Annotated in this window: 16 protein-coding genes; 3 read left to right on the forward strand and 13 right to left on the reverse strand. The window is 71.8% G+C overall.

What is annotated here, in order from left to right:
* Nucleotides 1-20: 20 nt before the first annotated feature.
* Nucleotides 21-1,172 (reverse strand): acyl-CoA dehydrogenase family protein, encoded by a 1,152-nt coding sequence (locus tag PBV52_RS09220; protein WP_274237806.1) that lies wholly within the window; start codon nucleotides 1,170-1,172, stop codon nucleotides 21-23.
* A 90-nt stretch (nucleotides 1,173-1,262) separates the two neighbouring features.
* On the opposite strand from PBV52_RS09220, the gene PBV52_RS09225 reads away from it, so the two are divergent.
* From PBV52_RS09225 to PBV52_RS09235, 3 genes are all read left to right on the forward strand, one after another.
* Nucleotides 1,263-1,904, forward strand: a complete 642-nt coding sequence (locus tag PBV52_RS09225) for a TetR/AcrR family transcriptional regulator (RefSeq protein ID WP_274237807.1) — start codon at nucleotides 1,263-1,265, stop codon at nucleotides 1,902-1,904.
* Nucleotides 1,905-1,950: 46 nt separating this feature from the next.
* Nucleotides 1,951-2,661: a helix-turn-helix transcriptional regulator gene (locus PBV52_RS09230; protein WP_274237808.1), complete on the forward strand. Its 711-nt coding sequence runs from the start codon at nucleotides 1,951-1,953 to the stop codon at nucleotides 2,659-2,661.
* 142 nt (nucleotides 2,662-2,803) lie between these two features.
* A complete protein-coding gene (locus tag PBV52_RS09235) occupies nucleotides 2,804-3,820 on the forward strand; it encodes a DMT family transporter (RefSeq protein WP_274237809.1) in 1,017 nt (338 codons plus the stop codon).
* On the opposite strand, the gene PBV52_RS09240 is transcribed toward PBV52_RS09235, so the two are convergent.
* The 12 genes from PBV52_RS09240 to PBV52_RS09295 form a co-directional block, all read right to left on the reverse strand.
* Nucleotides 3,812-5,137, reverse strand: coding sequence for an MFS transporter (locus PBV52_RS09240; protein WP_274237810.1), 1,326 nt, complete (start codon nucleotides 5,135-5,137; stop codon nucleotides 3,812-3,814). The two genes, PBV52_RS09235 and PBV52_RS09240, sit on opposite strands and share 9 nt — an antisense overlap.
* 124 nt (nucleotides 5,138-5,261) lie before the next feature.
* Complete coding sequence (locus PBV52_RS09245) at nucleotides 5,262-6,344, reverse strand: Zn-dependent alcohol dehydrogenase (protein ID WP_274237811.1); 1,083 nt, start codon at nucleotides 6,342-6,344, stop codon at nucleotides 5,262-5,264.
* Between the two features lie 16 nt (nucleotides 6,345-6,360).
* Nucleotides 6,361-7,749 (reverse strand): aldehyde dehydrogenase family protein, encoded by a 1,389-nt coding sequence (locus PBV52_RS09250; RefSeq protein WP_274237812.1) that lies wholly within the window; start codon nucleotides 7,747-7,749, stop codon nucleotides 6,361-6,363.
* Between the two features lie 109 nt (nucleotides 7,750-7,858).
* Nucleotides 7,859-8,329, reverse strand: a complete 471-nt coding sequence (locus tag PBV52_RS09255) for a DUF3574 domain-containing protein (RefSeq protein WP_274237813.1) — start codon at nucleotides 8,327-8,329, stop codon at nucleotides 7,859-7,861.
* Between the two features lie 30 nt (nucleotides 8,330-8,359).
* Nucleotides 8,360-9,709, reverse strand: a complete 1,350-nt coding sequence (locus PBV52_RS09260; RefSeq protein WP_274237814.1) for an ABC transporter ATP-binding protein — start codon at nucleotides 9,707-9,709, stop codon at nucleotides 8,360-8,362.
* Nucleotides 9,710-9,927: 218 nt separating this feature from the next.
* Entirely contained in the window at nucleotides 9,928-10,569 is a 642-nt protein-coding gene (locus PBV52_RS09265) for a class F sortase (protein WP_274237815.1), read from the reverse strand.
* Nucleotides 10,556-11,206 (reverse strand): hypothetical protein, encoded by a 651-nt coding sequence (locus tag PBV52_RS09270; RefSeq protein ID WP_274237816.1) that lies wholly within the window; start codon nucleotides 11,204-11,206, stop codon nucleotides 10,556-10,558. Before PBV52_RS09270 ends, PBV52_RS09265 begins: the two co-directional genes overlap by 14 nt.
* Before the next feature lie 100 nt (nucleotides 11,207-11,306).
* The gene (locus tag PBV52_RS09275) at nucleotides 11,307-12,542 is read right to left on the reverse strand and encodes an MFS transporter (RefSeq protein ID WP_274237817.1); all 1,236 of its coding nucleotides are present in this window, start codon (nucleotides 12,540-12,542) and stop codon (nucleotides 11,307-11,309) included.
* Nucleotides 12,543-12,591: 49 nt separating this feature from the next.
* Nucleotides 12,592-14,007: a CitMHS family transporter gene (locus tag PBV52_RS09280; RefSeq protein WP_274237818.1), complete on the reverse strand. Its 1,416-nt coding sequence runs from the start codon at nucleotides 14,005-14,007 to the stop codon at nucleotides 12,592-12,594.
* 134 nt (nucleotides 14,008-14,141) lie between these two features.
* Nucleotides 14,142-16,394: a molybdopterin-dependent oxidoreductase gene (locus PBV52_RS09285; RefSeq protein ID WP_274237819.1), complete on the reverse strand. Its 2,253-nt coding sequence runs from the start codon at nucleotides 16,392-16,394 to the stop codon at nucleotides 14,142-14,144.
* Between the two features lie 153 nt (nucleotides 16,395-16,547).
* Nucleotides 16,548-17,162, reverse strand: a complete 615-nt coding sequence (locus PBV52_RS09290) for a TetR/AcrR family transcriptional regulator (RefSeq protein WP_274237820.1) — start codon at nucleotides 17,160-17,162, stop codon at nucleotides 16,548-16,550.
* Entirely contained in the window at nucleotides 17,159-17,788 is a 630-nt protein-coding gene (locus PBV52_RS09295) for a hypothetical protein (protein ID WP_274237821.1), read from the reverse strand. The genes PBV52_RS09290 and PBV52_RS09295 overlap by 4 nt, the downstream gene beginning before the upstream one ends.
* Between the last annotated feature and the right edge of the window lie 71 nt (nucleotides 17,789-17,859).

Genomic DNA, 17,859 nt, shown 5'->3' on the forward strand with positions numbered 1-17,859 from the left:
CCAAGTACTCAGGAGGATACTCAGAACGCTGAAACCCCCGTCAGCGCCCGCCCGATGAGCAGCTTCTGGATCTGGCTCGTGCCCTCGTAGAGGGTCATCACGCGGGCGTCGCGCAGCAGTTTGCCCGCCGGGTACTCGTCGATGTAGCCGTAACCGCCGAAGACCTGCAGGGCGTTGTTGGCGGCGCGGACGGCGGCCTCGGAGGCGAAGAGCTTGGCCTTGGAGGACTCGACGGCGAAGGGCTGCCCGCGGTCGATCAGGTCGGCGACCCGCCAGGTCAGCAGCCGGGCCGCGTCCACGTCCACGGCGATGTCGCTGATCAGCTCCTGGACCAGCTGATGGTGGGCGATGGTCCGGCCGAACTGCTCGCGTTCACCGGCGTATCGGACGGCCGCCTCCAGCGCGGCCTGGGCTATGCCGACGCACCCCGCGGCGACCGACATCCGCCCCTTGGCCAGGGCCGACATCGCGACCGAGAAGCCCTTGCCCTCCTCCCCCAGCATGGCCTCGGCAGGCACCCGTACGTCCTCCAGCACCAGCTCGGCGGTGGCCTGACCGCGCAGGCCGAGCTTGCCGTGGATGGTGCGGCGGGTCAGGCCGGGGGTGTCGGTGGGGACCAGGAAGGCGGAGACGCCCTTGTGGCCGGGCGCGTCGGTGGAGCGGGCGAAGAGCAGGACGACATCGGCCCAGGTGCCGTTGGTGATGAACATCTTGGTGCCGCTGATGACGTAGTCCTCGCCGTCGCGGACCGCACGGGTGGTGAGGTTGCCCGCGTCGGACCCGGTGCCCGGTTCGGTGAGGCCGAAGCAGCCGACGTACTCGCCGGCGGTGAGCCCCGGCAGCCAGTGCCGCTTCTGCTCCTCGCTCCCCCAGGCGGCGATCGTCTTGGCGACCAGGCCGAGCGAGACGGACACGATCCCGCGCACGGACGAGTCGCCGCGGCCGAGTTCCTCGGTCACCAGGCAGTACGCGAGATGGTCGCCGCCCGAGCCGCCGTACTCCTCGTCGATCGTCAGGCCCAGGAAGCCGACCTCGCCGAGCTTCTTCACGACTGCGCGGTCGACCTCCTCGGCGCGGTCCCAGGCGACGACATGGGGGACGATCTCGCGCTCCACGAAGTCCCGGGCGAGCCGCCGGACGGCGGTCTGCTCCTCGCTGAGCTCCAGGTTCATGCCGAATCACCCCACTGACAGTGGACATTGAAAGCCGTACATTTAAATTAGCACTGCTAGTTTCTGTTCGGCAGCCCTACTATGTGCGCCATGGCCCGACCGCGCAAGCCCCTGCTGAGCTACGACCGGATCGTCGAGACGGCGCGCGCACTCGTGGACACGGAGGGCCTGGCCGCCGTCTCCACGCGTCGGCTCGCCGCCGAGCTGGGGGTGAGCGGGCCGTCCCTCTACAACCACTTCCGCACGAAGGACGAGATCCTGGAGGCGGTCGCGGACTCGGTGAGTGCCCAGGTCGACCTGTCGATGTTCGAGGACGGCCGGGACTGGCGGACCGCACTGCACGACTGGGCCGTCTCCTACCGGGCCGCCCTGCGCGACCACCCGAACATCGTCCCGATCCTGGCCACGGGTCCGGGGCGTCGCCCGGCCGGGCTGAAGCTCGCCGACGCGGTCTACGGCGCGATGGTCGACGCGGGCTGGCCGCCGGCGCAGGCCACGTCCATCGGGGCGCTGATGCGGTACTTCATCATGGGCTCCGCGCTGGGCTCGTTCGCCGGGGGCTTCGTCGACGACGCCAGCGCGTACGACCCGGCCGACTATCCGCACCTCGGACAGGCCCACCTCCTCCCCGAGCGGCAGGAGAAGATCGACGAGCGGGCCTTCGAGACGGGGCTGGCGGCGCTGCTGGACGGGCTGGCGGGGCAGTACGAGCAGGTCGGGCGCACCGCATAACACGCTTCGGCGTTCACCGAAGTGTCCGTGGCCCATGCTGGGAGGCATGACCACCAGGGACCCCCAGGCGCCGCAACTGGCCCGGCTCGCCGGGCTCATCGCCGACGAGACCCGGGCGGCCTGTCTGCTGGCGCTGCTCGACGGGCGGGCGTGGACCGCCGGCGAGCTGGCGCGGCACGCCGGGGTCGCCGCGTCGACGCTGAGCGAGCATCTGAGCAAGCTCGTCGCGGGCGGGCTGCTCACCGAGGAGCGGCAGGGGCGGCACCGGTACGTACGGCTGGCCGGCGCGCGCGTCGCGCAACTGGTGGAGGACCTGGCCGCGCAGGTGTCGCCGAGTGCCACCGTACGGCCGCGGAACCTGCGGGAGTCCAGCGCCGGGTCGGCCATGGCGCGCGGCCGTACCTGCTACGACCATCTCGCCGGGCGGCTCGGCATCGCGGTCACGGACGCGCTGACCGCGCACGGGCTGCTGCGGCAGGACACCGGGTTCGCGCTCACGGACGCGGGCCTCGGCTGGTTCGACACCGCCGGTATCCGCCTCGACCGCACCGGCCGCCGCCCGCTGGCCCGCGCCTGCCTCGACTGGACCGAACGCCGACCGCATCTCGCGGGCGTCGCGGGTGCGGCCCTGTGCCGGCACGCGCTGGACGCGGGGTGGTGTGTGCGGATCGGGTCCGAGCGGGCGGTGAAGGTGACTGCGTCGGGTGAGCGGGCCCTGTCCGAGCTGCTGGGCATTGATGAGGCAACGCTGCGCTGAGCGCCTCGATAGGGGCCCGGAGCTGTATCGACATGCGGCTCCGCCGCGTGGGCGCGACGAGCCCCCCACGCACCCGCAGACGGCCAACGACCTGTCCGAAATCCGCGAGCTTCCGAACCCCTGCATCCCTAGCCTCTGGAGCATGATGACCACCTCTGCGACCCGTCCGCCCCACCGCACCGAACTACTCGCCGCCGGTGCCGCCACCGTCACCGTCGTGCTGTGGGCCTCCGCCTTCGTCTCCATCCGCAGCGCGGGTGAGGAGTACTCGCCGGGCGCGCTCGCGCTGGGGCGGCTGCTCGTCGGCGCCCTGGTGCTGGGGGTGATCTGCCTCGTCCGTCGGGAGGGGCTGCCTCCTCGGGCGGCCTGGCCCGGGATCGCGATATCGGGCCTGCTGTGGTTCGGCTTCTACAGCGTCGTGCTGAACTGGGGCGAGCAGCAGGTGGACGCCGGTACGGCGGCTCTCGTCGTGAACATCGGGCCCATCCTCATCGCGCTGCTGGGCGCCCGGCTGCTCGGGGACCCGACGCCGCCGCGGCTGCTGGCGGGGATGGCGGTGTCGTTCGCCGGTGCGGTGACCGTGGGTCTGTCGATGTCGGGCGGGGGCGGCTCCTCGGTGCTCGGGGTGGTGCTGTGCCTGCTCGCCGCGGTCGGGTACGCGGGCGGTGTGGTGGCGCAGAAGCCGGCGCTGGGCCATGCGAGCCCGCTCCAGGTGACGACGTTCGGGTGTCTGGTCGGCGCGGTCGTCTGCCTGCCGTTCAGCGGGCAGCTCATCGACGACGTGGCCGATGCCTCCGTCCCCGCGACCCTCAACCTGGTCTATCTGGGCGTCTTTTCGCTGGCGCTCGCCTTCACGACCTGGGCCTACGCCCTGGCCCGTACGACCGCCAGCCGCATGGGCGCGACCACGTACGCGGTGCCCGCCCTTGTCGTGCTGATGTCGTGGCTGGCGCTGGGCGAGGTGCCGGGGCCGCTCACCCTGGCGGGCGGCGCGCTGTGCCTGGCCGGGGTCGCCGTGTCGCGGTCCCGGACCCGGGCGGCCAGGCCCTGCCGTCACATTCCCGTCGTCCGCCGTCGCCGGGCAGGCGGGAATGTGACGGCAGGGCCTGGGGTCGTGGCGGTGGCACCACAACCCGAGCAGACCCGGGAATCAGCGTGAACGCGCCCTGTCCGCAAGGACCTTGATGGACAGCAGGGCGATCACCGACAGGCCGATGATGTAGCCGGAGACCGCCATCGAGGTGCCGGTGGCCTCCAGCAGCAGCACCATGACGAACGGGGCGAGGCCACCGCCGAGCACGGCCGCGATCTGGTAGCCGAGGGAGGCGCCCGTGTAGCGCATCTCGGGCGTGAACAGCTCGGCGAACAAGGCCGCCTGGGGGCCGTACATGATGCTGAGGAAACAGCTGGCCACGAACGTGCCGACCGCCAGCCACAGCAGCGACCCGGTGTCGATCAGCAGGAACAGCGGTACGGCCCACAGGCCGATGCCGGCCGCGCCGAGCGCGTAGATGCGGATACGGCCGATCTTGTCCGAGAGCGCGGCGGCAGCCGGGATCAGCACCAGCTGGGTGAGGCTGATGCAGAGCGAGACGGTGAGGACGGCGCTCTTCTTCATGCCGAGCTCGCGGGTCGTGTAGTCGAGCACGCCGGTGATGATGATGTAGAAGGTCGCGGTGTTCACGGCGAAGGAGCCGCCGGCGAGCAGCACCGTGCCGAGGTGGCCGCGCAGGATCGTGCGCAGCGGGGAGGACTGCTCCGACTTCTCCTTCTCGGCCAGCGCCTTCTCCGCCTCCCGGAATTCGGGGGTCTCCTCGACGCGCGTGTGGATGTACCAGGCGAGCACGAGGACGAGCAGGCCGACGAGGAACGGCACGCGCCAGGCCCAGGCCGCGAACTCGGAGTCGGTGGTGAAGGCTCCGGCGAGCAGGAACACCGTGTTGGCGGTCACCACGCCGATGGGCACGCCGAGCTGGACGAAGCTGCCGTAGATACCGCGCTTGCCCTCGGGGGCGTACTCGGTGGCCATCAGCATCGCGCCGCCCCACTGGGCGCCGACGGCGATGCCCTGCAGCACGCGGAAGAGGACCAGCAGGATCGGCGCGGCGACGCCGATGGTGTCGTACGTCGGGAGCAGGCCGATGCCGGTGGTGGCGAGGCCCATGAGGGTGAGCGCGAGGACCAGCATCGGCTTGCGGCCGCGCTTGTCGCCGAGGTGGCCTGCGACGATGCCGCCGAGGGGGCGGGCCAGGAAGCCGACGGCGAAGGTGGCGAAGGAGGCGAGTACTCCCGCGGTGGGGCTGCCGGACGGGAAGTACAGATCGCCCAGGACGAGCGCGGCGGCGATGCCGAAGACGAAGTAGTCGTACCACTCGACGGCTGAGGCGAGGGCTGCGGCGGTGGCGACGCGGCGGCGGTTGGCGGAGGGCGGAGCAGTCGAGGTGGGAGCGGGGGGAGCGGAAGGGAACGTGTCCATGCGTGCACACTCCGGTGGGTGCGGTGGGGACGTTCCGGGGAACATACTGACTGGACGGTATGGGGTCAACGGGTGTGCGCGAAGGTTGCCCGGAGCACCTGAGCGCTCCGGGCAACCATGGGTCTCAGAACACCACCAGCGCCCGGCCGCCCTTGCCCGCAAGCATGTTCTCGAACGCCGCCGGGATGCCCTCCAACCCGATCCGTTCCGTCACCAGCGCGCCCAGGTCCAGGCGGCCCGCGCGGACGTGCTCGGCCAGTACCGGCAGGTCACGGGCCGGGTCGGAGTTGCCGTAGACGCAGCCGGAGAGGGTTCGGCCCCAGTGGAAGATCTCCAGGGCGTTGAAGGTGACCTGCTGGTCCTTGCCGCCGATGCCGACGACCGTGGTGCGGCCGCCGCGGCGGGTGGAGTCCCAGGCGGTGCGGATCGTCGTCGCGCGGCCCACGCACTCGACGGCCACGTCGACGCCCTGCTTGCCGGTGAGGGCACGGATCTCGCGGGCCGTGTTCTCGGAGGCGCCGACGTAGTCCGTGGCGCCCGCCGCCCGGGCCAGCTCCTCCTTCTCCGGGGAGACATCGACCGCGACGATCTTCGCCGCGCCCGCGATCCTGGCGGCCTGCAGTGCGGCGAGGCCCACTCCCCCGACGCCGTACACCGCGACCGTCTCGCCCGGCTGGACCCGCGCCGAGTGGTGCACGGCGCCGTAGCCGGTGAGGACGGCACAGCCCAGCAGGGCGGCGTCGGTGAGCGGGACGCCGTCCGGGAGCGGCAGCAGGCAGCCCGCCGACACGACCGTCTCCTCGGCGAACGCGGCGACGTTCAGGCCGGGGTGGAGGTCGGTGCCCTCGGCGGTACAGGCGTAGACGTCGGCGGCGCCGTTCAACGCGTTGGCGCACAGCCAGACCTCGCCGAGCGAGCAGGCATGACAACTTCCGCAGGAGGGCGCCCAGTTGAGGACAACGCCGTCGCCCGGTGCGACGTCGGTGACGCCCTCACCCACGGCCACGACCGTGCCGGCGCCCTCGTGGCCGAGGACCGCGGGGACCGGGACGCGCATGGTGCCGTTGGACAGGGACAGGTCGGAGTGACAGACGCCGGCGGCGGCGAGGCGGACGCGGACCTGGCCGGGGCCGGGGTCGGGCAGGTCGATGTCGGTGATCTCCAGCGGGGAGCCGATGGCGGGCAGGACGGCGGCGCGGACAGCCATGATGAAGGAAACTCCCCTAGAACTGGAGGGACTTGGTCTGGAGGTACTCGGTCAGGCCGTGCGCGCCGAGTTCGCGGCCCACACCCGACTGCTTGTAGCCGCCGAAGGGGGCGAGCGGGTTGAAGCGGCCGCCGTTGATGTCGACCTGCCCGGTGTCCATACGGCGCGCGAAGGCCACCGCCTCCGCCTCCTCGCCCGCCCAGACGGCGCCCGCGAGGCCGTAGACGGTGCCGTTGGCGATCCGCAGGGCGTCCTCTTCGTCGTCGTACCGCAGAATCGACAGGACCGGGCCGAAGATCTCCTCCTGCGCGATGGTCATCTCGGGCGTCACGTCGGCGAAGACGGTCGGGCTGACGAAGTAGCCCTGCTCGCGCGGCGCTTCGGGACCGCCCGCGACCAGCCGCGCGCCCTCGGCCACGCCCTTCTCGATGTAGCCGCGCACCCGCTCCTGCTGCTTGGCGCTCACCACCGGCCCGATGCGCTCGCCGTACTTCGCGGCGGCGTCCGCGGCCAGCTGCACGGCCTCGTCGTACTGGTCCCGGTGCACCAGCATCCGCGTCCAGGCGCTGCACGTCTGCCCGGAGTTGGACATGACGTTGGCGACGCCGACGTTGACGGCCTTGGCGAGGTCGGCGCTCGGCAGGATGACGTTGGCGGACTTGCCGCCCAGCTCCAGGGCGACCTTCTTGATCGCCGCGCCGGCCACCGCGGCGATCTGCCGGCCGACGGCCGTGGAGCCGGTGAAGGAGACCAGGTCGACGCCCGGATGCTCGGCGAGCGCCTGGCCGGCCACCGGGCCACGGCCGGTGACCAGGTTGAAGACGCCGGCGGGGACACCGGCCTCGTGCACCGCCTCGGCAAAGAGCTGGGCGACCAGCGGGGTGTCCTCGGCGGGCTTCAGCACCACCGTGCAGCCCGCCGCCAGCGCCGGGGCGGCCTTGGCGACGATCTGGTGGAGCGGGTAGTTCCAGGGCGTGATGGCGCCGACCACGCCGATGGGCTCGTGGTGGACGGTCGAGTTGCCGACCTTCTCCTCGAAGGCGTACGTCGCCGCCAGCTCGGCGTACGAGCCCGCGACCGCGATCGGCACGCCCGCGTGCACCCCCTGCGAGAACTTCAGCGGGGAGCCGAGCTCGGCGGTGACCGTCTCGGCGATCTCGTCCTTGCGGGCCTCCAGGACGTCCCGGAGGGCGGCCAGCCGCGCGGCCCGTTCGGCGGGCGGGGTCGCGGCCCAGCCCGGGAGGGCGGCGCGGGCGGCCCGTACGGCGGTGTCGACGTCCTCGGCGGTGCCGGCCGGGACCCGGCCGACGACCTGCTCGTCGGCCGGGTTGACCACCTCGATCACGTCCCGGCCCGCGGCAGGGCGCCACGCACCGTCGATGTACATGCCGTCGTGTGCCTTCATTGCGCTTCCTCCAGGGCGGGCTGCCTCGTCGTCAGGCTCATAAACTAGCGGCGTTAGTTTTTGTGCGCCAGCCGTATCGACAGCCGGCACCGCCGCGCGGCCCATGACATCAGAAGTCGACGCGCGCCTCGTCGTCCACCCTCCCCACCGCCTCCTGACCGAAGGCCTTCTCGTAGGCGCGGCGGATCTCCTCGATCTTGCGGTCGCTGCTCTGCGCCCGCGCCTGCGGATAGAGCAGGATCAGCTCGTACGACCGCTCCTTCTCGATCGTGCCGTTCGCGTCCCGCCACTGCCCGCGCCCGGCCTGGATCGTGAGCCCGTCCGGGAAGTCCGGCGTGACCTCCTTGTCGACGAACGCCATGAACTGCTTGTCGCTGACGGCCGGACCACCGCCTGGGCGCGCGGTGCCGAAGAAGAGCTGCGTCTCGACGTACGGCTCCCCCCGGGACGACACGGAGGGCGCGGCCGGCGCCGCGGTGGCGCCGTCGTCGAGGGTGGCGTACGCGGTCGGCGCGGCGACGGCCAGCAGCAGACCGGCCACCGTGAAGGCGGCCCGGGTGCGGGTGAGTTGCACAGTCATGCGCCCATACGTACCTGTATCTGACGAACTTCACTCCTCCAGATCGGGCAACCGCGCCGGCGCCGGGCAGATCCGTTCGCCGTGCTGGTCGAAGACGAACAGGTGGGCGAGGTCGACGAGGAGGGGGACCTGCATGCCGTGCCGGAAGTCGATGTCGGGCGTGGTGCGGACGATGAGGTCACCGGGGAGGCGGCCCTCGGGCGGCGCCGGATCGGGGGCGGCGTCGTCCGGCTGGTCGAGGACCACCACCGGCCCGGCGCGCAGGGCGCCCGCGCGTTCCCGGAGGCGGTCCAGGACCGTGCCGTCCCGGCCGGCGGCACGGCGACGGCGCCTCGTGGGCCGGGCCGCGACGCGCGGCGCTTCGAGGTCGGGTACGACCGCGGGGCGGGAGCCGGTGTTGAAGTGGACGAGGACCTCGTGCCCCTGGAACTCCACATGCTCGACCAGGCCGGTGATGTGCACCTCACCGGGGCGGGCGGCGGAGGGTTTGGCGATGCGGACCGCCTCGGAGCGCAGGCCCACGATGACCTCGCGGCCCTGCTGGACGCGGAGCAACTGGTGGTCCGGGGACAGAGGTTCGGGCAGGCGGAGGTACTGCTTGCCGAGGCTGATGGTCATGGCGCCGTCGAGCGGAGCGCGTACGACGCCCCGCAGGAGGTTGATGCGCGGGGTGCCGATGAAGGCGGCGACGAAGACGTTGCGGGGCAGGGCGTACACCGAGCGCGGGGTGCCGACCTGCTGGAGGACGCCGCCGCGCAGGACGGCGACCCGGTCGCCGAGCGACATCGCCTCGGCCTGGTCGTGGGTGACGTACACGGTGGTGACGCCCAGCTTCCGGGTGAGGCCGGAGATCTCGGCGCGCAGGTGGCCCCGGAGCTTGGCGTCGAGGTTGGACAGCGGCTCGTCCATCAGGAACGCGGTGGGGTGGCGGGCGATGGCCCGGCCCATGGCCACGCGCTGGCGTTCGCCGCCGGAGAGCTGGCCGGGGAAGCGGTCGAGGAGACCCTCGATGCCCAGCATGCGAGCGGTGGCGTCCACCCGGGGGGCCGGGTCCGCGCCGGGTGCCTCGATGCGCAGCGGGAAGCCGATGTTGTCGCGGCTGGTCATGCTCGGGTAGAGGGCGAAGTTCTGGAAGACCATCGCCATGTGCCGGGCGGCGGGCACCAGGTCGTTGGCGTACTCGCCGTCCAGCAGCAACTCGCCCTCGTCGATCTCCTCCAGGCCGGCGATCATTCTCAGGACGGTGGACTTGCCGCAGCCGGAGGGACCGAGGAGGACGAGGAACTCGCCGGGCTCGATGTCCAGCGAGAGCCGGTCCACGACGCGGACGCCTCGCGTGTATGTCTTGCTCACGTCGTGCAGAGAGATGGCGCGTGTCATGACTGCTGCCTCCGGGGGCTGTCCGGAGCGCCGCTGCTCCGTGTGTCCTGGGCCCTGTCGTCACATTCCCGTCATCCGCCCGGGGGGGGCGAGCGCACGCACCGGACGTCGCCGGGCAGGCGGGAGTCTGACGACAGGGCCCAAAGCCTCGTGCGGGTCGTACGGGGCCCGTGAGTCACGGAAGCTAACGGAATGTGCCCGGTCGGGGAAGGGCCCGGTCACTTCGTGGCGGTCAGGTGGGCGAAGACCACCACGTTGCTGGTGTATCCCGTCCGCCGGCCGAACAGGCCACCGCAGGTGATCACGCGGAGTTCCGGGCGCCCGGTGGGGCCGTAGACCTCCTTGTCGGGGAAGCCCGCCTTGTCGTAGACCTTCACCCGGTCCACGGTGTACACGGCGCTGCGGCCGTCCGCGCGCCGCGCCTCGATCTGCTTGCCGCGCTTCACCGAGGCGAGACCGGCGAACACGGCGGCACCGGTCCTGGTGTCACGGTGGCCGACTGCGACGGCGGTGCCGGGCTCGCCGGGGGTGGGGCCGCCCCGGTACCAGCCGACGATGTTCGGGTTGTCGATGGGCGGTGTCTCCAACTCCTGGTTCCCGTCGAGCCCGAGGCCCGTGATCGGGGCGTCGATGCCCAGGGCCGGGATGCGCAGGGACGTCGGCCTCGAGCGCGGCAAGGGGCGGGGCGGGGGCGTCGGCTTGGCGGGGGCGGCAGCGTGGGCCCGGCCTGCGGTCGGCGTGCCCTGTCCGTCGCACCGCACCACCACCATGACCAGGACGACCGTGAGCATGGCAGTCCTGGCCAGGCGGTAGGCGCGGGTCCGGTGCCAGGGCCTGCGTCTGCGCCTACGCGGCACCATCGGGCCGCCGGCGGGTCCTGCGGACGTACGCGGTGCCGCCGACGGCGACCAGGCCCACGGCAGCCGCGGCGGTCACCGGTGCGTACGCGGCCGCGGTGTCGATGAGACCGCCGCCACCCGCATGCACACCGCCCTTCGGGCCGTGGTCGCCCCGCCCCCATCCCTCGTTGTGGCCGTGGTCCTCGATGCGCCCCTCCGGACCGTGCCTTCCCTCCCGCCTGTCGCCGCACTTGACACGGAAGAGCTTTCTCTTGGTGTTGGTGACGTCCACGGTCCAGGTGATCATGTATTGCCCGTCCGCCAACCCCAGCAAGTCGGTGTGCCCGGCGCCCCCCGCGAGCTGGATGGTGCCGGTGACGGTAGCGGCGCTGGGCAGCGGAGGCTGCGGCGTGATGGTGTACTCGATCGAGGGGAGAGTGTCGAAGTTGACGGCATCGAGGTAGAACCTGCAGACCACCGCCTCGTCATCCGGGGTGCCGTAGGGCATGCCCTCGCCATGGATCCTGATGTCGCCGTTCGCCTGGGCCGACGCGGTCGGCGCCGCCACCCACGACGCACCCGCCGCGGCGAGGGCCGTGAGGACGACAGTGGCGCCCGCGCGGGCGCGGAACGTACGTGAGGGTGTCAGGGTCGGCATGCGCGCTCCTCTGATTCAGACGATTTTCATACAAATCGCTCCTTCGCCTGACTCTCCGCTACGCGTACAGCGACTCGCCGCACCGATGTCCGGCGCGTCGTCAAAGATCGCTCGTCCGGCGGAATCCTGAGCGCTTCGGCCGCTCCGCCGCGGCCGGTCCGGGCCCTTCGGGCCGCTTCGGGGTCCGTGCGGCGATGCCCGCCGACAGCACCAGCAACGCCCCCAGCATCAGGAACGGCGCCGCCACCCCCGCGATGCCGGCGACCAGGCCCGCGGAGGCCGGCGCGGCCACCTGGCCGAGGCGGTTGCCGGTCAGCCGCAGGGCGAGGGCGGTGGAGCGGGCGCCGTCGGGGGCCGCCTGGACGACCGTCGTCATGGACAGCGGCTGGCCGACGCCGAGGCAGAAGCCCAGCACCGCCAGCATCAGGGCCAGCGCCCACACCGGCACCGGCAGCGCGATCCCGGCGCACAGCAGGGCCGCCAGCAGACAGGTCACGGTCAGCAGCAGGGTGCGGCCGAGCAGCCGCAGCAGGGGCGTCAGGACCAGACGGCACGCGATGCTGGCCGCCGCGCGCAGGCTCAGCAGGAGGCCGATCACCGACGGCGCGATGCCCCGGTGCTCGCCGACCACCGGGAGGTAGGCGGTGAGGATGTCGGTCGCGGACAGCACGGCGAGGCTGATGAAGATGCCGGCGGGCACCCCCCGGGCACGCAGGATGCGCCGCACGGGGACCCGTTCGCCTTGTTCCTCGCGGGACTTGGACGTCGTACGGCTCTCTATGTGCCACAGCGAGGTGAGCGCGACCGCGCCGCCCGCGCCCGCCACCAGCAGGGCGAAGGCGCTCGTGCCCGCCATGTCCCGGCCGCCGATCAGCGCGCCCGCGGCGATCGGGCCGACCAGCTGGCCGAGGGAGGCGCCGATGGTGAAGTGACCGAAGTTGCGGTCCTGTTCGTGCGGGGCGGACTGGCGGGCGACGAGCGACTGGGCGCCGATGACGAAGCAGAGATGGCCGAGGCCCATCACACCGCTCCAGACCGCCATCCCCCACAGGGAGTTCGCGATACCGCTCATCGCGCAGCCGCCCGATATCAGCACGACCCCGACGGGCAGCAGCGGCGCACAGCGGCCGTGGTCGGTGCGGCGGCCCAGCGGGACGGCGGCGAACAGCGGGAGCAGGGCGTACACACCCGCGATCACACCGATCGCCCGCTCGTCCGCGCCCAACGCCAGCGCCCGGTAGGAGACGGCGGGCCGGGCCATGGACACCGCCCCCTGCGCGAAGCTGAAGGCGATGACGAGGCGGAGCAGCCAGCCGCGGTTCCCACCGGGCGCCATGAACGTGTCCTCCTGGAAAGGTGCGTGCGGATCGGATGGTCCAGACGGTTCAGATGATGCCGAAGAGCATGCCCGCCGCGAGGATGATCAGGCAGGTGAGCGCCGCCCACTTCACCACGAACTTGGTGTGGTCGCCGAACTCCACCTTGGCCATGCCGACCAGGACGTACACGGCCGGGACGAGCGGGCTCGACATGTGCAGCGGCTGGCCGACCAGGGAGGCGCGGGCCATCTCCAGCGGGGTGACGCCGTGCGCCGCGCCGGCCTCGGCGAGGACCGGGAGGACGCCGAAGTAGAAGCCGTCGTTCGACATGAAGTACGTGAGCGGAAGGCTCAGCAGACCGGTGACCAGGGCCATGTGCGGGCCCATGCCCTCGGGGATGACGTCGACCATCCAGCGGGCCATGTGGTCGACCATGCCGGTGCCCTGCAGGACGCCGGTGAAGACGGCGGCGGCGAAGACCATGCCGGCGACGTTCAGGACGTTGTCGGCGTGCGCGGCGAGGCGGGCCTTCTGGTCGGGGATGTGCGGGAAGTTCACGGTGAGCACGAGCGCAGCGCCGAGCAGGAACAGCACCGGGATCGGCAGCCACTCCATGATCATGGCGGTGAGCAGGACGACCGTGACCAGCGCGTTGAACCAGTACAGCTTGGGGCGCAGGGTGGCGCGATTCGGGTCGAGGACCGTGAAGCGCTCCTCCTCCTCGTCATCTTCGGCGTCGGTGCCGGAGCCGGCGCCGCCGGTGGTCACGGGGGTCTTCGAGTCACCGGAGCCGCCGGCGCCCACGAGAACCGTCTCGGACTCCTTCTCCTCGGCCTTCTCCTCGACCAGGATCTCGTCCAGCGTCAGCACACCGAGCCGCTTGCGCTCGCGCAGGCCCAGGAAGTACGAGAGGACGAAGACGCCCAGCAGGCCGACGAGCAGGGCCGGGATCATCGGGACAAAGATGTCGCTGGCATCGAGCTTGAGCGCGGTGGCGGCGCGGGCGGTCGGGCCGCCCCACGGCAGGGTGTTCATCACGCCGTTGGCCATGGCGGCCACACCGGTCATCACGACCAGGCTCATCTTCAGGCGCTTGTACAGCGGGTACATCGCCGAGACCGTGATCATGAAGGTGGTCGAGCCGTCGCCGTCGAGCGAGACGATCGCGGCGAGGATCGCCGTACCGACGACGATGCGCATCGGGTCGGCCTTGGCGAACTTCAGGATCCCCCGAACGATCGGGTCGAAGAGGCCGACATCGATCATCACACCGAAGTAGACGATCGCGAACATGAGCATCGCCGCGGTGGGGGCGAGGCTGGTGACGCCGTCGATGACGTAGTCACCGAGCTTGGCGCCCTTCCCGACGAAGACGCAGAACAGTGCCGGAATCAGCACGAGCGCCGCGATCGGCGACATCTTCTTCATCATGATCAGGACCAGGAAGGTCGCGATCATGGCGAAGCCAAGAATGGTCAGCATGAGTGGATACCTAACGTTCGCCCTTGAACGACCCACCAGGGCCGGCGGTGGGACGACGTTAGGTCTCTTCAAACAGCGTTAACAAGACGTTGACATGCGAGCAATAAGCGCAAAACTCCAGGTCAGAGCTTTGCTCAGGTCAGAGCCGTGATCTTTTCGGCCACCGGGACCACTTCGACCGGCACCCCGTTGAGCACCGCGTTGCCCGACAGGGGGTCGAGCAGGCTGCCGTCGAGGAGCTGGTTGACGTTGACTCCGGGGTCGGCGGCGGCGTGGCTGAGGCGGGTGCCGGGGCGGTCGTGACCCCAGCCGTGCGGCAGGCTCACCACGCCCGGGCGCACGCCGTCGGTGACCTCGGTGGGGGCGGTCACCTCTCCCCCGGCGCCCTTGAGGCGTACGGCCGCCCCGTTCCGTACGCCGAGCCGCTCGGCGTCCTCGGGGTGGATGTGCAGGGTGCAGCGGTTGGTGCCGCCGGTGAGGGCGGGCACGTTGTGCATCCAGCTGTTGTTGGAGCGCAGATGACGGCGGCCGACGAGGACGAGCCCGTCGGGGCGGTCCCGCAGCGCCGCACGGAGGCGGGGCAGGTCGTCGGCGATGGGCTGCGGCAGCAGCTCGACCTTGCCGCTGACGGTCTTCAGCGGCTGCGGCAGGCGAGGGCGGAGCGGGCCGAGGTCGATGCCGTGCGGGTGGTCCAGCAGCTTCTGCAGGGTCAGGCCGTCGGGGCGGGCGCCGAAGCCGTCGCCGTACGGGCCGAGGCGCAGCATCATGTCCAGGCGCCGCTCGGGGCCGTTGACGCCGGTGAGCTGCGCGGCGAGTTCGCGCGGGTCCCTTCCGTGCACGGGTGAGTGCGGCTCCTTCACCGCCTTGCCGAGGGTCTGGCCGATGACCAGGTCGTCCACCGCGGACGGGTCGGCGCCGTGCATGCCGGTGGCAGCGAGGATCAGCCGGGCCAGAATCTCGGTCTCGGCCATGCGGCCCGGCTCCAGCGGGACGGCGGGGCGGGTGTAGCGGACCTGGTTGCGGACGGCGAGGGTGTTGAAGGCGAAGTCGTGGTGCGGGCTCTGCGAGGGCGGGGGCGGCGGCAGCACGACGTGGGCGTGGCGCGAGGTCTCGTTGAGGTACGGGTCGACGCTGACCATGAAGTCGAGCGAGCCGAGGGCCTTGTCGAGGCGGTCGCCGTCAGGGGCGGACAGCACCGGGTTGCTGGCGACCGCGATGAGCGCCCGGATCGGCTCGCCCTCCTCGGTGGCGGTGTCGATCTCCTCGGCGAGCGCGGAGAGCGGCAACTCCCCCTTCGCCTCGGGGTGCCGCCCGACCCGGGAGCGCCAGCGCCCCAGCGCGAAGCCGTGGCCGGGCCCCGCGGGGCGGGGCGTCCTGTCGGTGGCCGCCTGGGGGAAGAGGGCGCCGCCGGGGCGGTCGAGGTTGCCGGTGAGGATGTTGAGGACATCGACGAGCCAGCTGGCCAGCGTGCCGTGCGGGACGGTGCAGCTGCCGATGCGGCCGTAGACGGCGGCGGTGGGGGCGGCGGCGAGTTCGCGGGCGAGGGTGCGGATCGTACCGGCGTCCACGTCGCAGGCGTCGGCGACGGCTTCGGGGGTGAATTCCCGTACGGCGTCCCGGAGTTCGTCGAGTCCCTGGAGGTGCGGGGTCAGCTCCCGCGGATCGGCGAGGCCTTCCTCGAAGAGCGCGTAGGCCATCGCGGCGAGCAGCAGCGCGTCGGTGCCGGGCCGGATCGCGATGTGCCGGTCGGCGAGTTTCGCGGTGCGGGTGCGGCGCGGGTCGATGACGGTGAGGGTGCCGCCGCGGGCCTTGAGTGCCTTCAGCTTGCCGGGGAAGTCGGGGGCGGTGCACAGGCTGCCGTTGGACTCCAGGGGGTTGGCACCGATCAGGAGCAGATGGTCGGTGTGGTCCAGGTCCGGCACGGGGATCGCGTTGGCGTCGCCGTAGAGCAGGCCGCTGGAGACGTGCTTGGGCATCTGGTCGACCGTGGACGCGGTGAAGAGGCTGCGGGTGCGCAGGCCGGCCAGCAGCACCGTCGGGTAGAGGGCGCCGGCCATGGTGTGCACGTTGGGGTTGCCGAGCACGATGCCGACCGCGTTCGCGCCGTACCGCTCGACGACCGGGCGGATACCGGCGGCGACCGCGTCGAAGGCCTCCTCCCAGGTGGCCTCGCGCAGCTCGCCGTCCTTGCGCACGAGCGGGGTGCGCAGCCGGTCGGGGTCGCCGTCGACGGCCCCGAAGGAGGCGCCCTTGGGGCAGATGAACCCCTGGCTGAACACGTCGTCGCGGTCACCGCGGGCACCGGTGACCTTCGTCCCCTCGATGGTGAGCGTCAGGCCGCAGGTGGCCTCACACAGGGGGCAGATGCGCAGTGCGGTGCGGGACACGGGTCCTCCCGGGGTGGCGGCAGCGGTGACGCACGGACTCGGCCGAGCATACCGACCGGTATGCATGGAGGGGAGCCCCTGCCGGGGACGAAGTCGGAAATTCACGAACCGGTGCCCCGGAGGCCGGCCGGACCTCTCAGCCGGGTACCCGCGTCAGTCCAGCACCCGTGCCAGATACGCCCGCAGCATCTCCCGCGCCTCGCCGATGATCCGCTCGTCGCCCTCCGGCGCCACCCGGAAGGCGAGGTGGACCAGGGTGTCGGCGGTCTCGACGGCGACGAGGAAGATGCGGCGCAGATCTTCGTCCGGTTCGCGGTCGAGGTAGCCGGAGAGCAGGTCGGTGAGGCGGTCGGCGACGCGGTGGTTGGGTTCGCTGCGGGTGCCGACCGGGATCTGGTTGCCGAAGTCGACGAGGGAGAAGCCGGGCGCGGTGCGCTTCATGGCGAGGTACTCGTCGAGCACGGCATCCATGGCCGCCCGCCAGCCTCCGTCACCGGCCTCCTTGAGGCGCTCGGTGACGCGGACGGTGTAGCGATCGAGGTTGCGCTGGGCGAGGGCGTCGGCCATCTGGCGTTTGTTGCCGAAGAAGCGGTAGACCGAGCCGATGGGAACGCCCGCGCGCTGGGCGACGGCCCGCGTGCTCAGGTCGTCGTAGCCGACCTCGTCGAGGAGGTCGGCGCAGGCGTCGAGGATCCTGGTGAGCCGTTCGGCGCTGCGCCGCTGCACGGGCGCCCGGCGAAGCGTTTCTGGGTGGGGCACGGTCTTCATGATGCCTTTCCGCCTCGGTCCGGTGAACCTCGCCCCCCTGTACGGAGGCGGGTGCCCGGCGCACTCAGTGCCGCGGTGGACGGGGTCGGCGTCGGCGTCGGCGTCACGGTCGCTTCCGCCTCCGATGCCGTGATGTCGGCCGCGCTCTCGACGGGGTCGCCGTTCACCGCCCACACCGTGCCGTCGTCGGCGTACAGGCGGACGGTGACCTTGTGCGTGCCGCGTGGGACGAGGTCGGCCGCGAGGCGGTACTCGGGGGTGCGGAGCCTGGTGACGAGGCGGCCGTCCACGAAGAGGTACGCGAGCCCGCGGCCGGCCACCGCCTGCGCCTTCGTACCGGCGGGCGAGAAGCGGAAACCGCGGACAGTCAGCCGTACGTCCCAGCTGCCGTCGCCGCTGACCGGGTCCGGCTGCACCTCGATGCCGACCTCGGGCGCGCCGCCCTCGTCCACCTCGCGGTAGTGCCGCCCGTCGTCGTCGGTGTCGTCGAGGACCTTGCCCACCGGGGAGGGCGAGGCGCCGCTCTCCCCCTGGTCCCGGGCATCACTGGAGCCGCAGCCCGCGGATCCGGTCAACAGCAGGACACAGACCGCGAGCGCGGCGAGCAGGCTCCGCGTCCACGACATGCCGGGAGACTAGAACACCGGTCCGACAGCCGGATCCCCCTGAAGGCTGGTTGGCGTCCGGTTCTCGTCGT

Source organism: Streptomyces sp. T12 (assembly GCF_028736035.1).
Classification (GTDB): Bacteria; Actinomycetota; Actinomycetes; order Streptomycetales; family Streptomycetaceae; genus Streptomyces.